The following is a 22,301-nucleotide window of genomic DNA, read 5'->3' on the forward strand; positions in this document are numbered from 1 at the left end:
GGCCGGATAAGGCGTTTACGCCGCCATCCGGCAATTCGTCTTAACCGTGTTTCTTCTTCGCGAAAATAACGCGTGCCAGAATGTTCAGCAGCAGTACGCACAGGGTAATAATCAGCACCCCGGCCCAGGCCAGTTGCTGCCATTCCACAAATGGGCTCATCGCAAACTTAAAGATAGTCACCGGCAGGTTGGCTATCGGCTGCATCATGTCGGTGCTCCAGAACTGATTGGAGAGCGATGTAAACAGCAGCGGAGCGGTTTCACCGGCAATACGCGCAATCGCCAGCAAGACACCGGTGATAATGCCGGAGACAGACGCCTTCAGGGTGATCGCTGAAATCATCTTCCACTTCGGCGTACCCAGCGCATAGGCCGCTTCACGCAGGCTATCCGGCACCAGTTTGAGCATGTTTTCGGTGGTACGAATCACGATTGGCACCTGCAGCAGCGCCAGCGCAATCACGCCCGCCCAGCCAGAGAAGTGCTCCATTTTCGCGACGACCACGGTGTAAACGAACAGACCCACAACAATCGACGGCGCAGACAGCAGGATGTCGTTGATAAAGCGGATAATCTCAGCCAGCCAGGACTTACGCCCGTACTCGGCCAGATAGATGCCCGCCATAATACCGAGCGGCGTACCCAACACGGTCGCCCACAGGATCAACAGCCCGCTGCCCGCCAGGGCATTCGCCAGACCGCCACCCGCCGTATTCGGCGGCGGCGTCATTTCAGTGAACAGCGCCAGCGACATACCGTCGATACCGCGAACCACCGTTGAGAACAGGATCCACACCAACCAGAACAGACCGAACGCCATCGTCCCCATTGAGAGCGTCAGTGCGATGCGGTTTTTCAAGCGGCGACGCGCCTGCATCTTACGACGAGACTCCGCCAGCGCGGCGGTGTTTTGCATATCAAGCGTAGCCATTAGCGTGCCCCCTCGTTCTTCGCAAGGCGCATGATCATGAACTTAGACGCTGCCAGCACGATGAAGGTAATCACAAACAGGATCAGCCCCAGTTCCATCAACGCAGCCACATGCAGGCCAGATTCCGCTTCGGCAAATTCATTCGCCAACGCAGAGGTAATACTGTTACCCGGCATAAACAGCGATGCACTGTCGAGCTGGTAGGTGTTACCGATGATAAAGGTCACCGCCATGGTTTCACCGAGCGCGCGGCCAAGACCCAACATCACGCCGCCAATCACCCCATTTTTGGTGAACGGAAGGACGATGCGCCAGATAACTTCCCAGGTAGTACAGCCGATGCCGTAGGCTGACTCTTTCATCAGTACCGGCGTTTGTTCGAACACATCGCGCATGACCGCCGCAATGTACGGGATGATCATAATGGCCAGGATCACACCGGCTGCCAGAATACCGATACCAAAGGCCGGACCCGCAAACAGGGCACCCACAAACGGAATGTTGGAAAGGATGTTACCCACCGGCTCCTGAAAGTAGGTTGCAAACAGCGGGGCAAAAATAAACAGGCCCCACATGCCGTAAACAATACTCGGGATCGCCGCCAGCAGTTCAATTGCAATGCCCAGCGGGCGACGTAACCAGTTAGGTGCTAACTCAGTCAAAAATAAAGCGATGCCGAAGCTCACCGGAACGGCGATCAGCAAGGCGATAAACGAGGTCACCAGCGTACCGTAAATCGGTACCAGCGCACCGTAGATGTCGTTTGGCGCATCCCACTCTTTGGTCCACAAAAATGAGAAACCAAATTTTTGAATGCTTGGCCAGGAGGAGATGATCAGAGAGACAATAATGCCACCCAACATCAATAGCACAATCAGCGCAGCCAGTTTTACCAGCACGCTGAATATCATGTCACCCTTTTTACCCGGTGGGTTAAAAGCAGGCTTGGTTGCAGCCATAAATCACTCTTTAAGTTAAACTCGTTTACTCAGTTGCCCATGCCGGATGGCGCTACGCTTATCCGGCCTACACTCTGGGCCTACGGTAGAAACCGTAGGGCGGATAAGCGTAGCGCCATCCGCCAATTCGTCAAAGATATTCTATTAGTACAGTGCTTTACCGCTGCTGTCTTTCACGTTGGTTTTCCATGCAGCACGAATCTGCTCAACCACGTTATCCGGCAGGCTGGCGTAATCCAGGTCATTCGCCTGTTTACCGCCATTTTTATACGCCCAGTCAAAGAACTTCAGCACTTCAACGCCCTGCTCAGGTTTCTTCTGCTCTTTGTGAACCAGGATGAATGTGGTGGACGTAATCGGCCACGCCTCATCACCTTTCTGGTTAGTCAGATCCTGGGCGAAGGTTTTGCTCCAGTCAGCACCTTTTGCCGCATTTGCAAAGTTTTCTTCGGTCGGGCTTACCGGTTTACCGTCAGCAGAAATCAGTTTGGTATAGGCCAGGTTGTTCTGCTTAGCGTAAGCATATTCAACGTAACCAATGGAGCCTGGCAGACGCTGTACGAACGCGGCGATACCGTCGTTACCTTTACCACCCAGACCGGTTGGCCAGTTAACGGTAGAGCCTGCACCAATTTTAGATTTCCACTCTTCGTTCACTTTTGCCAAGTAGCTGGTGAACACGAAAGAGGTACCGGAACCATCAGCACGACGCACAACGGCGATGTTCTGCGAAGGCAGTTTCAGCCCTGGGTTCAGTTTGGTGATGGCTTCATCATCCCACTTCTTGATTTTGCCGAGGTAGATATCACCCAGGGTCTTACCGTCCAGCACCAGTTCACCGGATTTCAGGCCAGGGATATTTACAGCCAGCACGACACCGCCGATCACGGTCGGGAACTGGAACAGGCCTTCCTGTGCCAGTTTCTCATCAGACAACGGTGCATCAGAAGCGCCGAAATCAACGGTATTTGCCGTAATTTGTTTTACACCACCGGAGGAGCCGATACCCTGGTAGTTGACTTTACTACCGGTCTCTTTCTGATAAGTATCAGCCCATTTGGCATACACTGGCGCAGGAAAAGTTGCACCTGCACCTGTCAGGCTCGCTGCGGCAAATACAGAGAACGCGCTCATGGATAAGGTCGCGGCGACAACAGTTGCGACAGTGGTACGCATAACTTTCATAATGTCTCCTGCACGGTTTTCGTAAATCATTGTTTGAGTTGCTACTGTGAGCAAAATAGGACAAACAGGTGACAGTTAAATGTACGAAATATGACAGTTTTATGACAATGAAAAAAAGTGAAATACAGAATTTAAAAAATACTGCAAAAACAAGTTATTAACGCATTTCATGACAATAACATTTCGCGAAAATTTTATTTTTATGACACTTAAAAGCGTAGCCAAGGATGACTATTTTTCATCAAAATGCCGTGATGTATTTCTTTTCTAACGGCTCAAAAAACAGGCTATCGTAATGTAAAAGACCACCTCCCGGTGGCCTTTCAGCAGCAGTTTACTTCCCGCTATAGACTTTTTTTCCGGCAAACATCGTCCAAAGCACCGTGGCATCCCGTAGCTTTTCAATACTCACTTTCTCAAGGTTGCGATCGAACAGCACCAGGTCAGCACTTTTCCCTACGGCAATTGAGCCCGTTTCTTTATCGCGGCCAATAACTTTTGCTGCATTCAGAGTGTAAGCCTGTAGCATCGCGGCACGGCTGATTTTTTCACTCTCAGGTGGCAGTTCGCCCTCTTCCCCCATCCGCGTAACTGCCGTGTAAATGGCAAACAGCGGGTTGGGGCTAGATACCGGCCAGTCACTGGCCCCCGCAATCAGCGCGTGATGGCGGAACAGATCGCCAGCAGGATAAAGGTGTTGGAGTAACGGCGCTGGCACTTTGCCATCCAGCAGAGTTGTCGTTGCACCGTCTTTACCCGCCCACAGCAACTGCATAGACGCTGCGACGTTCAACTGCTGAAATTGAGGGAGGCTCTGCGGGTTGACGATTTCCAGGTGGGTAATGCTGTGCAATATGCCGCTGTTGCCATTCTTTTCGCGCGCACAGGCAACCGCATCCAGTGACTCCTGCACGGCGCGATCGCCGATAGCATGAAAGTGGGCAATCAATTTTTCGGCATCCGCTTTGGCCACCAGCGAACAGAACGTCACTTTATCCAGCGAGTTACTACCACTGTAGCCAAGTCGATTCAGGTATGACTGACTCAACTTCGCCGTCTGGGACGGATATTCAATCACTCCGTCCTGAAAGATTTTAATCCCAGCCAGCTTGATATCGGGTATTCCGGCATATTTATCCCTGATAGCCACTACGTCATCAATGGCTGCTGGAGAAGCGTTAATATTGACCAATGCCAGACCGGTTACGTGGGCGGTGAGTTTTCCGTCCTTCGCCAGAGAACTGTACGCCGGAAGTAGCCCTTCATCGTTGCGTCCCGGGTGTGCATCAAATGACGGTGCCAGCGGGCGCAGGTTGCTCAGCGGCTCCATCCAGGCGGTGATACCATAGCGGTTCATCACCTTTGATCCAGCGATAATCGACTGCGCAACTTTGTCGTTATCGACGGGAGGAATGGCACCGAGCACCCGATCCCATGCGCCTTCGGAGACAAAGCCGTTGAGTTTTCCATTGGGGGTTAGCCCAACATTGGTTCTTATACTGTTGCCAGCGTCAGCAATGGCCTGGGGATCCAACTTGGCTTTACGTAACATGGCGTTATTAACCCAGCCGGTATGGGCATCCGATCCAGCCAGCACCACCGGCGTATCCTGATATTCTGACGCATTAAATACGCTATCCAGCAGGCTAATATTGTCCCAGTAATCCAGGGATACATTGCTGTAAAACTGGACACCATGGAGATCGCGCTGAGGGTTACGCTTATTTTTATCGACAAACGCTCTAATCGCTGCCGCTTTTGTCATCCCTTCAGGAAATTCGACGGTGATCGTTTTAAAACCGCCATCAGCAACATGGGCGTGGCTGTCGATCAACCCCGGCATCAGGTAATTACCCTGCAAATCAATGCGAATAGCATCAGAACCGGCCTTCTTCAGCACATCGTTGAACGTTCCCACGGCAATGATTTTTTTGCCTTCAATAGCGATGGCTTGTGGAGAGGGATTATTTGGATCGGCGCTGTAGATTTCCCCGCCAAAGATAATCATTTTATTACCTTCCAGAGCAGAGACCGTGGAAGACGTGACGGCCAGTGAACATGCCAGAAAGAGCATTGAAATTCTCATGAAAAATTAACTCCATTGCGTTGCGAATAAACGTATTCGATGCTGTGTAGATGGCTGTTTTTCTGGCGTTAATTCAAAGGGATGCAAATGTCATAGACATAATAATCATGTGCGACATTGGTTTCGTTGTAATACATTTCGTAGCAAGGTTTACCGCTTTTCATCAGCCCTTTCGTTCGCATCCAGGCAAAGGCGAGCGCCCAGGTGTTATCAACCTGATCTCCCCAAGCTGCGCACTTGCATACCAGATAATTTCCGGCGGCTATTGTCTGCACGGCGATATGTCGACTGACCTGCTCCCCCTCGCTGAGTTCAAAACCAACATCCGTGCGGCAATGCTGTTCTGCCGTCACATCTGGCGGATCCCAGTAAACACATAGCATTCCGGCAGGCTGTAACGGCGTTCTGGCGGGCAACGAGGTCAACAAGTCCTGATGCGTTTGTTGGCAGGTCTCTTTACCGTATGGTCCAAATCGGCGCATAAATGCGACCCTACGCGTGGGGAGCGTAATGACTTTTGCGCCCAAAAAGCCTGCTGTATGCCAGTGTGCTTGGGTAGTATCGCACTGAGAATAGGTGCTTTTTTGCTGAGAGACGTGTCCTGTCTTGCTTTTTATTGCCTCCCGAAGGGAGCGACGAAATTCGCCTGGCGATACGGAAAAATGACGGCGAAATGCCCGGGCAAAGTTTTGCGAACTGGAAAATCCGACCTGTAATGCCAGCCCGGTAATATCGCTATGCGGTGCGTCAATCAGGCTCATAGCGGCCTTTTCCATCCGCAGACGACGGGTAAATTCAGCGACCGTTTCGCCAACCTGTGCTTTGAAGATGCGATGAAAGTGATAGCAGGACACAGCGACCTCACGCGAGACCTCTTCCAGAGTCGGGTTAAGATCCAGATGCTGGCTGATGTAGTCCATTGCCCTGAACACCGACTTACGATAGTCCTGCGTCATCTTCTGCCTCATTTAATATACTGATTTTAGACATAAAAAAATCCGGAGTGCCGTAACAGCACGCCGGATTTTTAGCGCTATCTCCACGACAAATCGCGTGGCGCGTTACTCTACGGTAACCGACTTCGCCAGGTTGCGCGGCTGATCGACATCGGTGCCTTTAATCAGCGCCACGTGATACGCCAGCAGTTGCAGCGGAACGGTATAGAAGATCGGAGCAATCACCTCTTCCACATGCGGCATCTCAATGATGTGCATGTTTTCGTTGCTGGTAAAGCCCGCATCTTGATCGGCGAAGACGTACAGTTGGCCGCCACGGGCACGAACTTCTTCAATGTTGGATTTCAGTTTTTCCAACAGTTCGTTGTTCGGTGCCACGACGATAACCGGCATATCCGCATCAATCAGCGCCAGCGGGCCGTGTTTCAGCTCGCCAGCTGCGTAGGCTTCCGCGTGAATATAAGAGATCTCTTTCAGCTTCAGCGCGCCTTCCAGCGCAATCGGATACTGATCGCCACGGCCGAGGAACAGCGCATGGTGTTTGTCAGAGAAATCTTCTGCCAGGGCAGCAATGCGTTTGTCCTGAGACAGCATCTGCTCAATACGGTTCGGCAGCGCCTGCAGACCGTGAACGATGTCATGCTCAATAGACGCATCCAGACCTTTAAGACGTGACAGTTTCGCCACCAGCATCAGCAGTACAGTCAGTTGGGTGGTAAATGCTTTCGTGGAGGCCACGCCGATTTCGGTACCGGCGTTGGTCATCATCGCCAGGTCGGATTCACGCACCAGAGAAGAACCCGGTACGTTACAAATCGCCAGCGATCCCAGATAACCCAGCTCTTTTGATAAGCGCAGACCCGCCAGGGTATCCGCCGTTTCACCAGACTGGGACAGGGTGATCATCAGGCTGTTGCGACGCACCGCTGATTTGCGGTAACGGAATTCAGAGGCGATTTCTACATCACACGGAATACCCGCCAGCGACTCAAACCAGTAGCGAGACACCATACCGGAGTTGTACGACGTACCACAGGCGATGATCTGAATATGCTCCACCTGAGACAGCATCTCGTTGGCATGCGGACCCAGCTCGCTTAAATCCACCTCACCGTGGCTGATGCGCCCGGTCAGCGTATTTTTGATCGCATTCGGCTGTTCGTAGATCTCTTTCTGCATGTAGTGGCGATAGATACCTTTTTCGCCCGCGTCATATTGCAGACTGGATTCAATGTCCTGACGTTTAACTTCCACGCCAGACTTGTCGAAAATGGTCACTGAACGACGAGTCACTTCCGCAATATCGCCTTCTTCCAGGAAGATAAAGCGACGGGTTACCGGCAGCAGCGCCAGCTGATCGGAAGCGATAAAGTTCTCACCCATGCCCAAACCAATTACCAGCGGGCTACCAGAACGCGCCGCCAGCAGGATTTCAGGGTTACGGGTATCCATGATCACCGTACCGTATGCACCGCGCAGCTGCGGGATAGTCCGCAGTACGGCCTCACGCAGAGTACCGCCCTGCTCCAGCTCCCAGTGCACCAGGTGAGCAATCACTTCGGTGTCGGTTTCTGACACGAAAGTGTAGCCACGTGTTTTCAGCATTTCACGCAGCGGTTCATGGTTTTCGATGATGCCGTTATGCACCACCACAATGTGATCAGAAACATGCGGATGCGCGTTCGCTTCTGAAGGTTCGCCGTGCGTTGCCCAACGCGTGTGAGCAATACCGGTGCCGCCATGTAACGGATGATCTTCCACAGCCGCGGTAAGCATCTGTACTTTGCCCAGACGACGCAGACGGGTCATTTTGCCTTCAGCATCGACAACTGCCAGACCGGCAGAGTCATAACCACGATATTCCAGACGACGTAAACCTTCGAGAAGGATTTCAGCAACATCACGCTGCGCGATAGCGCCAACAATTCCACACATATTTTTAGATTCCGAATTTAGGCATTGTGCCTGTCGTTGTCGGTCAACCTGTTTCCCCTTCGTCTTTCACGCCGTAGCTGCGTTGGCTACACTTGCTCACTACGGTCACTTACTTTAGTAAGCTCCCGTAGATTCCCAAGTTTGCCGCCTTGCTACAGCGTGAAATACTTTGGGTAATACCCGTATTCCGGGCGCCCCGAGCCTTGTAGAGAGTGGGGTTATTTTTATGGTACTGCGTGTTGAGCGGAGGATTATATTATCCCCTCATCTCTTATCTGCCTGATGGCAATCACGTTTATCAGGCCTACTGAACGTCACCGCACGTAGGCCGGATAAGGCAAAGTCGCCATCCAGCAAAAATTAATTACTTCTTCTTCACCGGACGCTTCCAGCCCTGTTTATGGACCTGCGGTACCCGGCTGATAACCAGTTCGTTATCCGCGACATCACGTGTTACGGTGGTCCCGGCGGCAATAGTCGCGCCTTTACCCACGGAGACAGGCGCCACCAGTTGAGTATCAGAACCAACAAACACATCGTCGCCAATAATGGTTTTAAACTTATTGGCGCCATCGTAGTTGCAGGTAATAGTCCCTGCGCCGATGTTCACGTTATCGCCAATTTCTGCATCGCCCAGATACGTCAGATGACCGGCTTTGGAGCCTTTACCCAGACGCGCTTTTTTCATTTCGACGAAGTTACCCACGTGTGCGCCTTCCTGCAGCTCAGCGCCGGGACGTAAACGTGCAAACGGACCGATAGTACATGCCGCATCGAGGCGTGCATCTTCCACAACGCTGTATGGGCTAAGCTCACAGTCATCACCAATCACGCTGTTCTTGATGACGCAACCTGCGCCAATCTTGACGCGATCGCCGAGGGTCACGTGACCTTCAATGATAACGTTAGTATCAATTTCAACATCGCGCCCGTGAATAAGCGTACCGCGTAGATCAAAACGCGCCGGATCGCGCAGCATCACGCCAGCCAGCAGCAGTTTTTCTGCCTGCTCGGACTGATAAACGCGCTCCAGGCGGGAAAGCTGCAGACGATTATTGACGCCTTCCGTTTCGCTAATACGCGCCGGATGTACTGCGGCAATCTCACGTCCTTCATGATAGGCCATCGCAATGATATCGGTGATGTAGTATTCACCCTGGGCATTATTGTTGGTGAGTTTTGCCAGCCAGCGCTTCATGTCTGCACCGTTAGCCACCAGAATACCGGTATTGATTTCCTGAATCTGACGCTGCTCGTCGGTGGCATCTTTATGCTCAACGATGCCAGTAACCACGCCGTTTTCACGCGTAATACGCCCGTAGCCGGTTGGGTCATCCAGTTTCACCGTTAACAGGCCGATGCCACCCTGCGGTTTTGCATCGCGCAGGCGCTGTAAGGTGTCGGTGGAGATGAGCGGAACATCGCCATAAAGCATCAAAATGTCTTCGTCATCACCAAAGAATGGCGCCGCCTGCTGCATAGCATGACCGGTACCCAACTGCTCTGCTTGCAGAACCCAGTTCAGGTTGTCATCTTTCAGCGTTTGTTTAAGCAGATCGCCACCGTGTCCGTAGACCAGATGTACGCGAGTTGCGCCTAATTCATTAGCAACATCAATGACATGCTGGACCATCGATTTGCCCGCGAGGGTATGCAGCACTTTAGGAAGATCGGAATACATACGTGTACCTTTGCCTGCGGCAAGGATCACGACGCTCATAGCACTATTCAACATACACGTCCTGACTGTAATTTAAGAACGAATTTATACCGTTTCACATTGAAAATACTACATTTTTTTCATCGTGAAATGGGCCGAAGATAAAACGTTCAATAGGGGAAAATACCTATCGTTTAGCCCACTATTTTCGTCGATATCTACGCCTTTTGTCTTCCCAAAAACAGGAGACTGCTCTTATTAAAGCCTTAGGTTAATGTTTTTGCTATTTTTTTGCCCCATGAATAAAGAATTCAGTGTCCGGACTCAATTTTATTTATCGAATTCAGGGAGTAATAGAAGGAGTGGATCGAGGCGGGGGATAGTGCGAAAACGACAGGAGAACAGATGGCGCTAGCTTATAAATTACGCAAAGCATCGCGCCACATTAAAGCAGGTATTACAGGTTGAACGTGCCGAAAGAGACGTTCATGCTGCTGAAAAGGGCGATGATTTTGTTGATCAGTTTCATGTTGGTATCCCGTTTTTATCTGAGTTAATTATGTGACACTCATCACAAAAAAGAGTCTACGCTTCATTTTTTAATCGATCAATATTTATGTGATGAATATCACATAAATTTTAAAATACCTTTTCAGTTTCAAATTATCTAAAACACAGGCATAAAAAAACCAGCCTGAAATCAGACTGGTTTTTGTGTTTCAAGCCGGTGTTACATCGCTTTTTTGGTCAACTCGATAACGCGCAGTTTGGCGATCGCTTTGGCCAGTTCCGCAGATGCCTGAGCGTAATCCACGTCACCATGAGAGCTCTTAATGTGCTCTTCTGCCTTACGTTTCGCTTCCAGGGCTCTCGCTTCATCGAGATCCTGCCCGCGAATCGCGGTATCAGCCAGTACGGTCACGTTGCCAGGCTGCACTTCAAGAATGCCGCCGGACAGATAGATAAACTCTTCATGACCGAACTGTTTAACGATGCGGATCATACCAGGCTTAATGGCGGTGAGCAGCGGTGCGTGTCCCGGGAAAATACCCAGTTCACCTTCACTGCCCGTTACCTGGATTTTTTCGACCAGACCAGAGAACATTTGTTGCTCTGCGCTGACGACGTCCAGGTGGTAAGTCATTGCCATATCACCCTCCGATTAAGGCGTTAAAGTTTTTTCGCTTTTTCCACGGCTTCGTCGATAGAACCAACCATGTAGAACGCTTGCTCTGGCAGGTGGTCATATTCGCCTTCCATGATGCCTTTAAAGCCACGGATGGTGTCTTTCAGGGAAACGTATTTACCCGGAGAACCGGTAAATACTTCCGCAACGAAGAACGGCTGGGACAGGAAGCGCTGGATCTTACGCGCACGTGCTACCACCAGTTTGTCTTCTTCAGACAGTTCATCCATACCCAGGATGGCGATGATGTCTTTCAGTTCCTGGTAACGCTGCAGCAGGGACTGTACGCCACGCGCGGTGTCGTAGTGTTCCTGACCAACAACCAGCGGATCCAGCTGACGGCTGGTGGAGTCCAGCGGGTCAACGGCCGGGTAGATACCCAGGGATGCGATCTGACGGCTCAGTACCACGGTTGCATCTAAGTGAGCAAAGGTGGTGGCTGGGGATGGGTCAGTCAAGTCATCCGCAGGTACGTATACCGCCTGAACGGAGGTGATAGAACCGGTTTTGGTCGAGGTGATACGTTCCTGAAGAACACCCATCTCTTCCGCCAGAGTCGGCTGATAGCCTACCGCTGATGGCATACGACCCAGCAGTGCGGATACTTCCGTACCGGCCAGGGTGTAACGGTAGATGTTATCAACGAACAGCAGTACGTCACGACCTTCGTCACGGAATTTCTCAGCCATGGTCAGGCCGGTCAGTGCAACGCGCAGACGGTTTCCCGGCGGCTCGTTCATCTGGCCATATACCAGGGATACTTTGTCCAGAACGTTGGAATCGGTCATTTCGTGGTAGAAGTCGTTACCCTCACGAGTACGTTCACCTACACCCGCAAACACAGAATAACCGGAGTGTTCGATCGCGATGTTACGGATCAGCTCCATCATGTTTACGGTTTTACCTACACCCGCACCACCGAACAGACCGACTTTACCGCCCTTCGCGAACGGACACATCAGGTCGATAACTTTAATGCCGGTTTCCAGCAGTTCCTGAGAGCTGGACAGCTCTTCATAGGACGGTGCCGCGCGGTGGATAGCCCAACGCTCTTCTTCACCGATGTCGCCTTTCATGTCGATCGGGTGACCCAATACGTTCATGATACGACCCAGTGTTGCTTTACCTACCGGGACTTCGATCGGGTGCTCGAGGTCTTTAACTTCCAGACCACGACGCAGACCGTCGGAAGAACCCATAGCGATGGTACGTACGATACCGCCGCCGAGCTGCTGCTGAACTTCCAGCACCAGAACTTCATTACCATTCTGAACCTCAAGGGCTTCGTACACACGCGGTACGGCATCCTGAGGGAATTCGACGTCAACTACGGCGCCGATTACCTGGACAATTTTTCCAGTAGCCATCTTGAATCCTCTACGAATTAACCTGGTTATACCGCGGATGCACCACCGACAATCTCGGTGAGTTCCTGAGTAATGCTGGCCTGACGAGCTTTGTTGTATACCAACTGCAGCTCTTTAATCAGGCTGCCGCCATTGTCGGTCGCGGCTTTCATCGCCACCATACGTGCGGCCTGCTCGCTGGCCAGGTTTTCTACCACGCCCTGATAAACCTGAGATTCAACGTAACGACGCAGCAGGGTATCCAGCAGCGGTTTCGGGTCTGGTTCATACAGGTAATCCCAGGCTTTTTGTTTCAACTCTTCATCTTCTGATGCCGGTAACGGCAACATCTGAGTCAGGGTCGGAACCTGTGACATGGTGTTAATAAATTTGTTGCTGACAACGTACAGTCTGTCCAGACGGCCTTCATCGTAGGCCTGCAGCATCACTTTAACCGGACCGATCAGTTCGGACAGGGAAGGGTTATCCCCCATACCGGTTACCTGAGCAACCACGTTACCGCCAACAGAGTTAAAGAAAGACACGCCCTTAGAGCCGATCATTGCGATGTCGCACTGAACGCCTTTATCGGACCATGCTTTCATATCCGCCAACAGTTTTTTGAACAGGTTAATGTTCAAGCCGCCGCACAGACCACGGTCGGTCGACACCACCAGGTAGCCCACGCGTTTAACGTCGCGTTCTTCCAGGTAAGGGTGCTTATATTCCAGATTACCATTCGCAAGGTGACCAATCACTTTGCGCATGGTCTCTGCATAAGGACGGCTGGCCGCCATGCGATCCTGCGATTTACGCATTTTGGAAGCGGCGACCATCTCCATCGCTTTAGTGATCTTCTGCGTGTTCTGGACGCTTGCGATCTTACTACGTATCTCTTTTGCGCCGGCCATGAGCTTCTCCTCAATGCCTTGCGGTCCGCCCTAGGACAGACCGCCAGACGTTACCAGGACTGGGTTGCTTTGAAGGAATCGAGGATAGCTTTCAGCTTGCCTTCGATTTCATCGTTATAGCCACCGGACTGGTTAATCTCTTGCATCAGCGGAGCGTGATCACGGTCGACGTAAGCCAGCAGAGCGGCTTCAAAGCTACCGATTTTCGCCAGTTCCACATCTTCGAGGTAACCGCGTTCAGCCGCAAACAACACCACACCCTGTTGTGCAACAGACATTGGGGCATACTGTTTCTGCTTCAGCAGCTCAGTGACTTTCTGACCATGGCTCAGCTGCTTACGCGTAGCTTCATCCAGGTCGGAAGCGAACTGAGAAAACGCGGCCAGTTCACGATACTGTGCCAGCGCGGTACGAATACCACCGGACAGTTTCTTGATGATCTTGGTCTGCGCTGCACCACCTACACGCGATACGGAGATACCTGGGTTAACCGCCGGACGAATACCGGAGTTAAACAGGTTGGTTTCCAGGAAGATCTGACCATCGGTAATCGAGATTACGTTGGTCGGAACGAACGCAGAAACGTCACCCGCCTGGGTTTCGATAATCGGCAGAGCGGTCAGGGAGCCGGTTTTACCTTTAACTTCACCATTGGTGAACTTCTCAACGTACTCAGCGTTAACGCGGGATGCGCGCTCCAGCAGACGGGAGTGGAGGTAAAATACGTCGCCTGGGAATGCTTCACGTCCTGGCGGACGACGCAGCAGCAGGGAAACCTGACGGTAAGCAACAGCCTGTTTGGACAGGTCATCGTAAACGATCAGTGCATCTTCACCGCGGTCACGGAAGTATTCGCCCATTGCGCAACCAGCATACGGTGCCAGATATTGCAGTGCAGCAGATTCAGACGCGGTAGCCACAACAACGATAGTGTTGGACAGTGCGCCGTGCTCTTCCAGTTTACGAACCACGTTAGAAATGGTGGACGCTTTCTGGCCGATAGCCACGTACACACATTTGATGCCGGAGTCACGTTGGTTGATGATCGCATCGATCGCCATCGCGGTTTTACCGGTCTGACGGTCACCGATGATCAGCTCACGCTGACCACGTCCGATTGGGATCATGGCATCAACGGATTTATAACCGGTCTGTACCGGCTGATCGACGGACTGACGTTCGATTACGCCCGGTGCGATAACTTCGATTGGCGAGAAGCCATCGTTATCAACCGGACCTTTACCGTCGATTGGGGAACCCAGAGTGTTCACCACACGACCCAGCAGGCCACGGCCTACCGGAACTTCAAGGATACGACCCGTACACTTAACCTTCATGCCTTCGGCGAGGTCAGCGTATGGACCCATCACAACTGCACCTACGGAGTCGCGCTCCAGGTTCAGTGCGATAGCGTAACGGTTACCCGGCAGGGAAATCATCTCACCCTGCATACAATCGGCAAGGCCGTGGATGCGGATAACACCGTCACTTACAGAAACAATAGTACCTTCGTTATGAGCTTCGCTCACAACACTGAACTGAGCAATGCGCTGCTTGATCAGTTCGCTGATTTCGGTGGAATTCAGTTGCATGCTCCAGTCCCCTTAAGACTGCAAGACGTCTGCAAGGCGCTCAAGACGGCCGCGTACGCTGCCATCAATGACCATATCACCCGCACGGATGATTACGCCCGCCATTACAGACTTATCGATTTTGCAATTCAGCTTAACTTTGCGTGACAGACGTTTTTCCATCGCGGCGCTGATCTTCGCAAGCTGCTCATCACTCAGTGCATTGGCAGAAGTGACTTCTACCTCAGAGATAGCCTCACTGGCTGCACGCAGGTGAATAAACTGCTCAAGAACATCCGGGAGCGCATTCAGACGGTTATTTTCAGCCATTACCTTAATCAGGTTTTGGCCGCTTTCGTCCAGCTGCTCACCGCAGACTGCGATAAACGACTCAGCGAGCGTTTCCGGCGCCAGCGCGCCAGAGAGAAGCTCTGCCATTTGTTCGTTCTTCGTCACCTCAGCGGCGAACGTCAGCATATCCTGCCAACGGTCAACGCTCTGGTGCTCAACGGCAAAGTCAAAAGCTGCTTTGGCGTAGGGGCGAGCTACCGTAATAAATTCAGACATCAGCCCCTCCCTCCTTACAGTTCAGCGACAAGTTTGTCCACGATGTCGCTGTTAGCAGCTTCATCCACGGAACGTTCGATGATCTTCTCGGCGCCAGCAACAGCCAGGATAGCGACTTGCTTACGCAGTTCTTCGCGAGCACGTTTACGTTCGGCGTCAATTTCCGCCTGCGCTTGTGCCACGATTTTAGTACGTTCCTGCTCTGCTTCAGTTTTGGCTTCGTCCAGGATCTGAGCGCGACGTTTGTTCGCCTGCTCAATGATTACCTGAGCTTCCGCCTTCGCTTTTTTCAGCTGGTCGGTCGCGCTGGCCTTTGCAAGGTCAAGATCCTTATGTGCTCGTTCCGCAGAAGCAAGACCGTCAGCAATTTCTTTCTGACGTTTTTCGATGGCTGCCATTAATGGCGGCCATACGTACTTCATGCAGAACAGAACGAACAGGACAAACGCGATGGCCTGGCCGAGGATTGTTGCGTTAAGATTCACAGCACAATGCCTCTATCTAGTTAACGTTCTGATATTGCTCTTAATTCAAGCAACGCTTACTACGCGACAGCGAACATCACGTACAGACCCAGACCTACAGCGATCATCGGGATAGCATCCACCAGACCCATAACGATAAAGAACTGAGTACGCAGCAGAGGAATCAGATCAGGTTGACGCGCTGCGCCTTCCAGGAATTTACCCCCGAGGATGCCGATACCGATCGCAGCACCGATTGCCGCCAGACCCATCATCACAGCGGCAGCCATGTACAGCAGATCCATATTCAGGTTTTCCATGACAGTCTCCAGTTTGTTTCAGTTAAAACGTAGTAGTGTTGGTAAATTAATGCTCTTCAGACGCCATCGACAGATAGACAATCGTCAGAACCATGAAGATGAAGGCTTGCAGCGTGATAATCAGTATGTGGAAAATGGCCCATGGCACATTCAGGATCCACTGTGACCACCACGGCAACAGACCAGCAATCAGAATGAAAATCAGCTCACCGGCATACATGTTACCGAACAGTCGTAAACCAAGAGAGATTGGTTTGGACAGCAGGCTTACCCCTTCAAGGATTAAGTTGACAGGAATGAACGCCCAGTGATTGAACGGCTGCAGCGTCAACTCTTTCGTGAAGCCACCGATGCCTTTCATTTTGATGCTGTAGAACAGAATGAGGATAAATACGCCCAGTGCCATCGACAGGGTGATGTTCACGTCAGCAGACGGAACCACACGCAGAGCCGGCAGGCCAAAGATATGCTCGCCGATGTACGGCAGCAGGTCGATAGGCAGTAAATCCATCAGGTTCATCAGGAATACCCAGACGAAAATCGTCAGGGCCAGCGGAGCAATCAGCTTGCTTTTGCCATGGTACATGTCTTTCACGCTACCATGTACAAAGCCGATTACCAGCTCAATCGCGGTCTGAAATTTACCCGGTACGCCGCTGGTTGCCTTTTTGGCCACACTACGGAACACAAGCAGGAACAACAGACCCAGAACCACCGAGAAAAACATGGAGTCAATATTGAGCGTCCAGAAGGTGGCTGGGGGGTTGTGCGGATCCACCAGCGAGAATGTACGTAGGTCCAACTGAAGGTTATTCAGATGGTGTCCTATGTAATCCTGCGGCGTCATATTTTCTGAAGCCATGATGCCTTTACCCTTTGTTGTTAATTACAGCCGGTGCCAGTATCTGAACCACCAGCACCAAAACCCACGTAACGATCAGCGGCGTAAATACCGCCTTCAAAACCGCCAACGCCACCACCAGCAAAACCAGCATCGCTAACACCTTGAAGGCTTCGCCGAAGGCGAACGACCAGGCCACTCGACCTCTTGCTGGTGTATGTGCCTGGTGACGCCAGGCAAATATCATAAACAACATATTAGGCAGTAACACTGCCAATCCACCGCACAATGCGGAGATGCCCCAGAAAGGGTCTTTGAGGCTAAACAGCAATCCACTTGCCATTACCACCAGAAGCTGTGTGAGCAAAAGCTTACGTGCAACGTTTCGACTCAAGAGCGACATAGACATCACGTTTTTACTCCTGCTCCCTTCGAGGTACGCCGCGTGTCGTATAAAACGTTCTTTATGGCTTAGAGTCAAGCATCAAAAAGCGGACAAATTATACGGTGCGCCTTCGTGATTTCAAACAATAAGTAGCTAAAAAGTGAATAAATGTTTAAATATTTTTCTCTGGGCCACATTTATTACTTTTTGGCAAACTGTGAACGATCATGCAAAACTGCAAATACCGCGTAAACACTGGCTGCAAAGCGTGCGACAGATCACATATTGAACATATTCACCTTCGCATAATTAAATTGCGTGGCAAATGATGCCTTTTCATCTTTTTGATATTTAAGCCTAAAAATCATCACTCTTTTAAAAATAGCGCCTAACAACAAAAACACCACTCATTGACATTTATAATAAAAAATTAACACACACCGATGATTGTTAGGTTCTATTTTTAGCAGCCTGATATTTTCACAGTTGACTTGTTTCACTTTTAACAAAAAACGGTACGTTATAGTTATGATGCAAAACAGTAAGTCACCGGTGAAATGTAACAACATTTAACCACACGACCCCCCCTATTTTTTAACGCCTGACGCACCGTTTTATTTCTATTTTTTTTGACAAATATTAAATTTTGTTTGGCTTAATCACCACCAGATGACGTTCGCCATCCAGTTGTGGAACGCGTAATTTTTCAACCGACTCGACGCTGAACTCAGCAGGCAAAGAGGCAATTTCATCCTCAGGCAACTGCCCTTTCAACGCGTAAAAGCGTCCGTTTTGACCCGGTAAATGATGGCACCAGGTCACCATATCGTTCAGCGAAGCGAAAGCACGGCTGATCACGCCATCAAAAGGCGGTTCCGAAGGAAAATCCTCAACCCGACTTTGTACCGGGGTGATGTTTTCCAGCTTGAGTTCATGCTGCACCTGACGCAAGAAGCGTACGCGTTTCCCCAAACTGTCTAACAGAGTGAAATGCGCATCTGGACGTACAATGGAGAGCGGAATACCCGGCAGCCCAGGACCCGTACCAACGTCAATAAAACGTTCTCCCTGCAGATGTGGCGCAACGACAATGCTGTCCAGAATATGACGTACCAGCATGTCGTTGGGATCACGCACCGACGTCAGGTTGTACGCTTTGTTCCATTTATGCAGCATATCGACATACGCTATCAGCTGATTTTTCTGGTGATCGGTAAGAGATATACCGGCATCGGCCAGCAGACGAGAGAGTTTGTTGAGCACGGTCGTTACCTGTTGATGATAATTTGCCCGATGGCACTAACGCTGACCGGGCCTACAAATTTGTAGGGCGGGCAAGCAAAGCGCCCCCGCCAAAATAGTGTGTCATTAAGCGCTGCGGCGCAGCATACCTTGTTTTTTCAGCCATACCAGCAAAATGGAGATGGCGGCAGGCGTAACGCCAGATATGCGCGATGCCTGACCGATAGACACCGGTTTGTGATCGTTCAGCTTAGCAATGACTTCATTCGACAAGCCGGATACCTGGCGATAATCCAGGGTCGCAGGCAACAGGGTGTTTTCATTACGCTGGTGTCTTTCGATCTCGTCCTGCTGGCGAGCGATATAGCCTTCGTACTTAACTTGAATCTCAACCTGTTCAGCGGCCTGAGCATCGTCAAGGCCTGGTGCAAACGCTGACAACGACGTCAGTTGCGCGTAGGTCACGTCCGGGCGACGCAGGAGATCTTCACCGCTGGCCTCACGTGACAACGGGGTAGCCAGGTAAGCGTTCACTTCTGCTGCAGTCTCGGCTAATGGGTTCACCCAGGTCGATTTCAAACGCTGACGTTCTTGTTCAATGCGCTCCAGTTTTTCATTGAAGCGCGCCCAGCGTGCATCATCCACCAGACCCAGCTCGCGTCCTTTTTCGGTCAGACGGAGATCGGCATTGTCCTCACGCAGCATCAAACGGTATTCCGCTCGTGAGGTAAACATGCGGTACGGTTCTTTGGTACCCAGCGTGCAGAGATCGTCCACCAGCACGCCGAGATAGGCCTGAGAACGCGCAGGCGCCCAGCCTTCTTTGTCGGCTGACAGGCGAGCAGCGTTGAGGCCCGCAAGTAAACCTTGCGCAGCGGCTTCTTCGTAACCCGTTGTACCGTTGATTTGTCCGGCAAAGAACAGGCCCTGAATAAATTTGCTTTCCAGAGTCGGTTTTAGGTCGCGCGGATCGAAGAAATCATACTCAATCGCGTAGCCAGGGCGGACGATTCGGGCGTTTTCCATCCCCTGCATTGAGCGGACAATTTGCATCTGCACATCAAACGGTAGGCTGGTGGAGATACCGTTCGGGTAAATTTCGTTGGACGTCAGTCCTTCCGGCTCGAGGAAAATCTGATGCTGGTTCCTGTCGGCAAAGCGCATCACTTTGTCTTCGATCGACGGGCAGTAGCGTGGGCCGATCCCTTCGATCACGCCAGCATACATCGGGCTACGATCGAGGTTATTGCGGATCACGTCATGGGTTTTCTCGTTGGTATACGTGATATAACACGGCATCTGGCGCGGGTGTTGAGAGACGTCGCCAAGGAACGAGAAGACCGGCATGGGGTTATCGCTGTTCTGCTGACCCAGCACGCTGAAATCGATAGTACGCGCATCAATTCGCGGTGGTGTACCTGTTTTCAGGCGGCTGACGCGTAGCGGCAGTTCGCGCAGGCGGCGTGACAGCGGAATAGACGGCGGATCGCCTGCACGGCCACCGCTGTAGTTGTCCAGACCGATATGAATTTTACCGTCGAGGAAGGTTCCGACCGTTAAGACCACGGCTTTGGCACGGAACTTCAGTCCCATTTGGGTCACTGCCCCGACAACACGATCGTTTTCCACAATCAGATCTTCAACCGCCTGCTGGAAGATCATCAGGTTTGGCTGATTCTCCAGAGCAGTACGAACGGCCTGGCGATACAGCACGCGGTCTGCCTGAGCACGAGTGGCGCGCACCGCCGGTCCTTTGCTCGCGTTTAGTATCCTAAACTGAATGCCTGCATGGTCGATCGCTTTGGCCATCAGCCCACCGAGCGCATCCACTTCTTTTACCAAGTGTCCTTTCCCAATACCGCCGATCGCCGGGTTGCAGCTCATCTGTCCCAGAGTGTCGATATTGTGTGTCAACAGCAGGGTCTGTTGACCCATTCGCGCCGCGGCCATCGCGGCCTCGGTGCCTGCATGACCCCCGCCAATGATGATGACGTCAAAAGGATCCTGATAAAACATGGTAATTGCCTCGCATAACGCGGTGTGAAAATGGATTGAAGCCCGGGCCGTGGATTCTACTCAACTTTAGTCGATCGAGAAAGACCTTGGATCCTGGGTATTAAAAAGAAGATCTTTTTATTTAGAGATCTGTTTTATTGTGATCTCTTATTAGGATCGCGATGTTCTGTGGATAAGGGCGATCCTCTGAATAAGATCAACACGTTGCTGAGGATCATTAACTGTGAATGATCGGTGATCCTGGTCCGTATAAGCTGGGATCAAAATGAAGGGTTATACACAACTCAAAAACTGAACAACGGTTGTTCTTTGGATAACTACCGGTTAATCCAAGCTTACTACCAGAGTTATCCACACTCGATCGCACGATCTTTACACGTTTTTGAGTAAATTAATCCAGGATCCGAGCCAAACTTCTGCTGGATCTTCCGGAATGTCGTGTTCGAGGACGTTGATCTTGAGTGTTTCGCCTATCTGTTTTGCACCAGACGCGGTCAGTTCAGTCTGTAATTTATCGATCGCGCCACAGAAGGTGTCATATTCGCGACTGCCAATGCCAATTGCACCAAAACGAACCTGGGAAAGGTCGGGTTTCTGAGACTGAAGATCGTTATAGAAGGGAAGCAGGTTGTCCGGAATGTCTCCCGCACCGTGCGTTGAGCTGATCACCAGCCAAATGCCACAGCTTGAAAGCTCCTCGACCTGCGGGCCGTGCAAGGTTTCGGTTGAAAAACCTGCATCCTCCAGCTTTTCAGCCAGATGTTCTGCAACGTATTCAGCACCGCCAAGGGTACTGCCGCTGATAAGAGTAATGTCTGCCATGCTCGCCCACCTCTATAAAGAGTGCGTATTGTACGCTGTGAGCGAGCTGGGATCTACCTGTGGAAAAGTAGGGGATAAGAAATCAATAATTATCAGCTTGGTTTGTTGATCTCGTTCTAGTCATAGTGCTGCGCCTCAATAAGATCAGATGCTTTAATCTCCTATTATTTGAAAACGTAAATGAAGTGACAGGGGAGTGCTTGATGGTTACTGCTAGCTTCAGATGGGATCGACCTACCTGTTACCATTTAGGGCAATGGGGGAAAATGAAACAGCCATTATCAAACGAAATTGATCCCAATTATCAATTTATGCAGGCTATTAATTATTTGAAATATATGGATTAAATAGATCTGATATTCAGAATAGGTGATCTACATCAAAAAACAATCGTACAAAATATCCTCTACTTCTCCAACCAATTTGTCAGTTCCCTGATGTTACTCAGTTGGTGAGAGAAGCATCGTGGCGGTACGTACAGGATTATGATTTGGGGGAGTGGACTCTGGAAGACAAGTATAGAACTGCACTGTTATTTCATTGCCACACGTTAGAGAGGATTTTATGCCATTGGAAGGACTGCGCTTTACGCTGGAAGTGGACGGATTAGCGGAGACGGCAACCGCCGTCGTCAGCTTCACCCTCTACCAGAGTCTCTCCACCCCTTTTTTACTCCGTGTCGATATTGCCAGCGACCGGTCTGGCCTCACCGCCGTCAGCTTTCTCGAGAAAAACGCCACACTGACCATCTGGCAGGGTAACACCCCACTGCGCTACCTCCACGGCATCATTACCGGGATGGAAAGCGGGGAAAACAACCGCTGGCAGATGAATTATACCCTGACCCTTTCTCCCCCGCTCTGGCGGGCAGGGCTGCGCCAGAACTTCCGTATCTTTCAGCAGCAGGATATCCAGGCC

The 22,301-nt window shown here is 51.2% G+C and carries 20 protein-coding genes; 1 reads left to right on the forward strand and 19 read right to left on the reverse strand.

Features of this window, described 5'->3' with window-relative positions; genetic code table 11:
* Positions 1 to 40: 40 nt before the first annotated feature.
* The 19 genes from pstA to mioC all read right to left on the reverse strand — a co-directional run bounded on the left by pstA (position 41) and on the right by mioC (position 21,383).
* Positions 41 to 931: a phosphate ABC transporter permease PstA gene (pstA, locus tag FDX22_RS29725; protein WP_096758986.1), complete on the reverse strand. Its 891-nt coding sequence runs from the start codon at positions 929 to 931 to the stop codon at positions 41 to 43.
* On the reverse strand, positions 931 to 1,890 hold the full coding sequence (gene pstC, locus FDX22_RS29730) for a phosphate ABC transporter permease PstC (RefSeq protein WP_096758985.1): 960 nt from the start codon (positions 1,888 to 1,890) through the stop codon (positions 931 to 933). Before pstC ends, pstA begins: the two co-directional genes overlap by 1 nt.
* A gap of 144 nt (positions 1,891 to 2,034) precedes the next feature.
* On the reverse strand, positions 2,035 to 3,075 hold the full coding sequence (pstS, locus tag FDX22_RS29735; protein ID WP_096758984.1) for a phosphate ABC transporter substrate-binding protein PstS: 1,041 nt from the start codon (positions 3,073 to 3,075) through the stop codon (positions 2,035 to 2,037).
* 334 nt (positions 3,076 to 3,409) lie between these two features.
* The gene (locus tag FDX22_RS29740; RefSeq protein WP_255433113.1) at positions 3,410 to 5,149 is read right to left on the reverse strand and encodes an amidohydrolase; all 1,740 of its coding nucleotides are present in this window, start codon (positions 5,147 to 5,149) and stop codon (positions 3,410 to 3,412) included.
* 80 nt (positions 5,150 to 5,229) lie between these two features.
* Positions 5,230 to 6,117 carry a GyrI-like domain-containing protein gene (locus tag FDX22_RS29745; protein WP_146718202.1) on the reverse strand — a complete coding sequence of 296 codons (888 nt, stop codon included), beginning with the start codon at positions 6,115 to 6,117 and terminating at the stop codon, positions 5,230 to 5,232.
* Between the two features lie 105 nt (positions 6,118 to 6,222).
* Positions 6,223 to 8,052: a glutamine--fructose-6-phosphate transaminase (isomerizing) gene (gene glmS / locus FDX22_RS29750; RefSeq protein WP_146718203.1), complete on the reverse strand. Its 1,830-nt coding sequence runs from the start codon at positions 8,050 to 8,052 to the stop codon at positions 6,223 to 6,225.
* Positions 8,053 to 8,416: 364 nt separating this feature from the next.
* Positions 8,417 to 9,787 carry a bifunctional UDP-N-acetylglucosamine diphosphorylase/glucosamine-1-phosphate N-acetyltransferase GlmU gene (gene glmU, locus FDX22_RS29755; RefSeq protein ID WP_146718204.1) on the reverse strand — a complete coding sequence of 457 codons (1,371 nt, stop codon included), beginning with the start codon at positions 9,785 to 9,787 and terminating at the stop codon, positions 8,417 to 8,419.
* 655 nt (positions 9,788 to 10,442) lie between these two features.
* Positions 10,443 to 10,862, reverse strand: coding sequence for a F0F1 ATP synthase subunit epsilon (locus FDX22_RS29760; RefSeq protein ID WP_005121460.1), 420 nt, complete (start codon positions 10,860 to 10,862; stop codon positions 10,443 to 10,445).
* 20 nt (positions 10,863 to 10,882) lie between these two features.
* Positions 10,883 to 12,265 (reverse strand): F0F1 ATP synthase subunit beta, encoded by a 1,383-nt coding sequence (gene atpD, locus FDX22_RS29765; RefSeq protein ID WP_096758981.1) that lies wholly within the window; start codon positions 12,263 to 12,265, stop codon positions 10,883 to 10,885.
* Between the two features lie 26 nt (positions 12,266 to 12,291).
* On the reverse strand, positions 12,292 to 13,155 hold the full coding sequence (atpG, locus tag FDX22_RS29770; protein ID WP_096758980.1) for a F0F1 ATP synthase subunit gamma: 864 nt from the start codon (positions 13,153 to 13,155) through the stop codon (positions 12,292 to 12,294).
* Positions 13,156 to 13,205: 50 nt separating this feature from the next.
* Positions 13,206 to 14,747 (reverse strand): F0F1 ATP synthase subunit alpha, encoded by a 1,542-nt coding sequence (gene atpA, locus FDX22_RS29775; RefSeq protein WP_003827026.1) that lies wholly within the window; start codon positions 14,745 to 14,747, stop codon positions 13,206 to 13,208.
* A gap of 12 nt (positions 14,748 to 14,759) precedes the next feature.
* Positions 14,760 to 15,293: a F0F1 ATP synthase subunit delta gene (gene atpH / locus FDX22_RS29780; protein ID WP_096758979.1), complete on the reverse strand. Its 534-nt coding sequence runs from the start codon at positions 15,291 to 15,293 to the stop codon at positions 14,760 to 14,762.
* Positions 15,294 to 15,307: 14 nt separating this feature from the next.
* Positions 15,308 to 15,778: a F0F1 ATP synthase subunit B gene (gene atpF / locus FDX22_RS29785; protein ID WP_003827022.1), complete on the reverse strand. Its 471-nt coding sequence runs from the start codon at positions 15,776 to 15,778 to the stop codon at positions 15,308 to 15,310.
* Positions 15,779 to 15,837: 59 nt separating this feature from the next.
* Complete coding sequence (gene atpE / locus FDX22_RS29790) at positions 15,838 to 16,077, reverse strand: F0F1 ATP synthase subunit C (RefSeq protein WP_000429386.1); 240 nt, start codon at positions 16,075 to 16,077, stop codon at positions 15,838 to 15,840.
* Positions 16,078 to 16,123: 46 nt separating this feature from the next.
* The gene (atpB, locus tag FDX22_RS29795; protein WP_096758978.1) at positions 16,124 to 16,939 is read right to left on the reverse strand and encodes a F0F1 ATP synthase subunit A; all 816 of its coding nucleotides are present in this window, start codon (positions 16,937 to 16,939) and stop codon (positions 16,124 to 16,126) included.
* Positions 16,940 to 16,946: 7 nt separating this feature from the next.
* The gene (atpI, locus tag FDX22_RS29800; RefSeq protein WP_096758977.1) at positions 16,947 to 17,327 is read right to left on the reverse strand and encodes a F0F1 ATP synthase subunit I; all 381 of its coding nucleotides are present in this window, start codon (positions 17,325 to 17,327) and stop codon (positions 16,947 to 16,949) included.
* Between the two features lie 615 nt (positions 17,328 to 17,942).
* A complete protein-coding gene (gene rsmG, locus FDX22_RS29805) occupies positions 17,943 to 18,566 on the reverse strand; it encodes a 16S rRNA (guanine(527)-N(7))-methyltransferase RsmG (RefSeq protein WP_115259873.1) in 624 nt (207 codons plus the stop codon).
* 105 nt (positions 18,567 to 18,671) lie between these two features.
* Entirely contained in the window at positions 18,672 to 20,561 is a 1,890-nt protein-coding gene (gene mnmG, locus FDX22_RS29810) for a tRNA uridine-5-carboxymethylaminomethyl(34) synthesis enzyme MnmG (RefSeq protein ID WP_096758975.1), read from the reverse strand.
* Positions 20,562 to 20,933: 372 nt separating this feature from the next.
* Complete coding sequence (gene mioC / locus FDX22_RS29815; protein ID WP_115259872.1) at positions 20,934 to 21,383, reverse strand: FMN-binding protein MioC; 450 nt, start codon at positions 21,381 to 21,383, stop codon at positions 20,934 to 20,936.
* A gap of 564 nt (positions 21,384 to 21,947) precedes the next feature.
* On the opposite strand from mioC, the gene FDX22_RS29820 reads away from it, so the two are divergent.
* The coding region (locus FDX22_RS29820) for a contractile injection system protein, VgrG/Pvc8 family (RefSeq protein WP_255433114.1) at positions 21,948 to 22,301 on the forward strand (354 nt) is incomplete at its 3' end.

Source organism: Citrobacter sp. TBCS-14, from assembly GCF_005280805.1.
GTDB lineage: Bacteria > Pseudomonadota > Gammaproteobacteria > Enterobacterales > Enterobacteriaceae > Citrobacter > Citrobacter gillenii.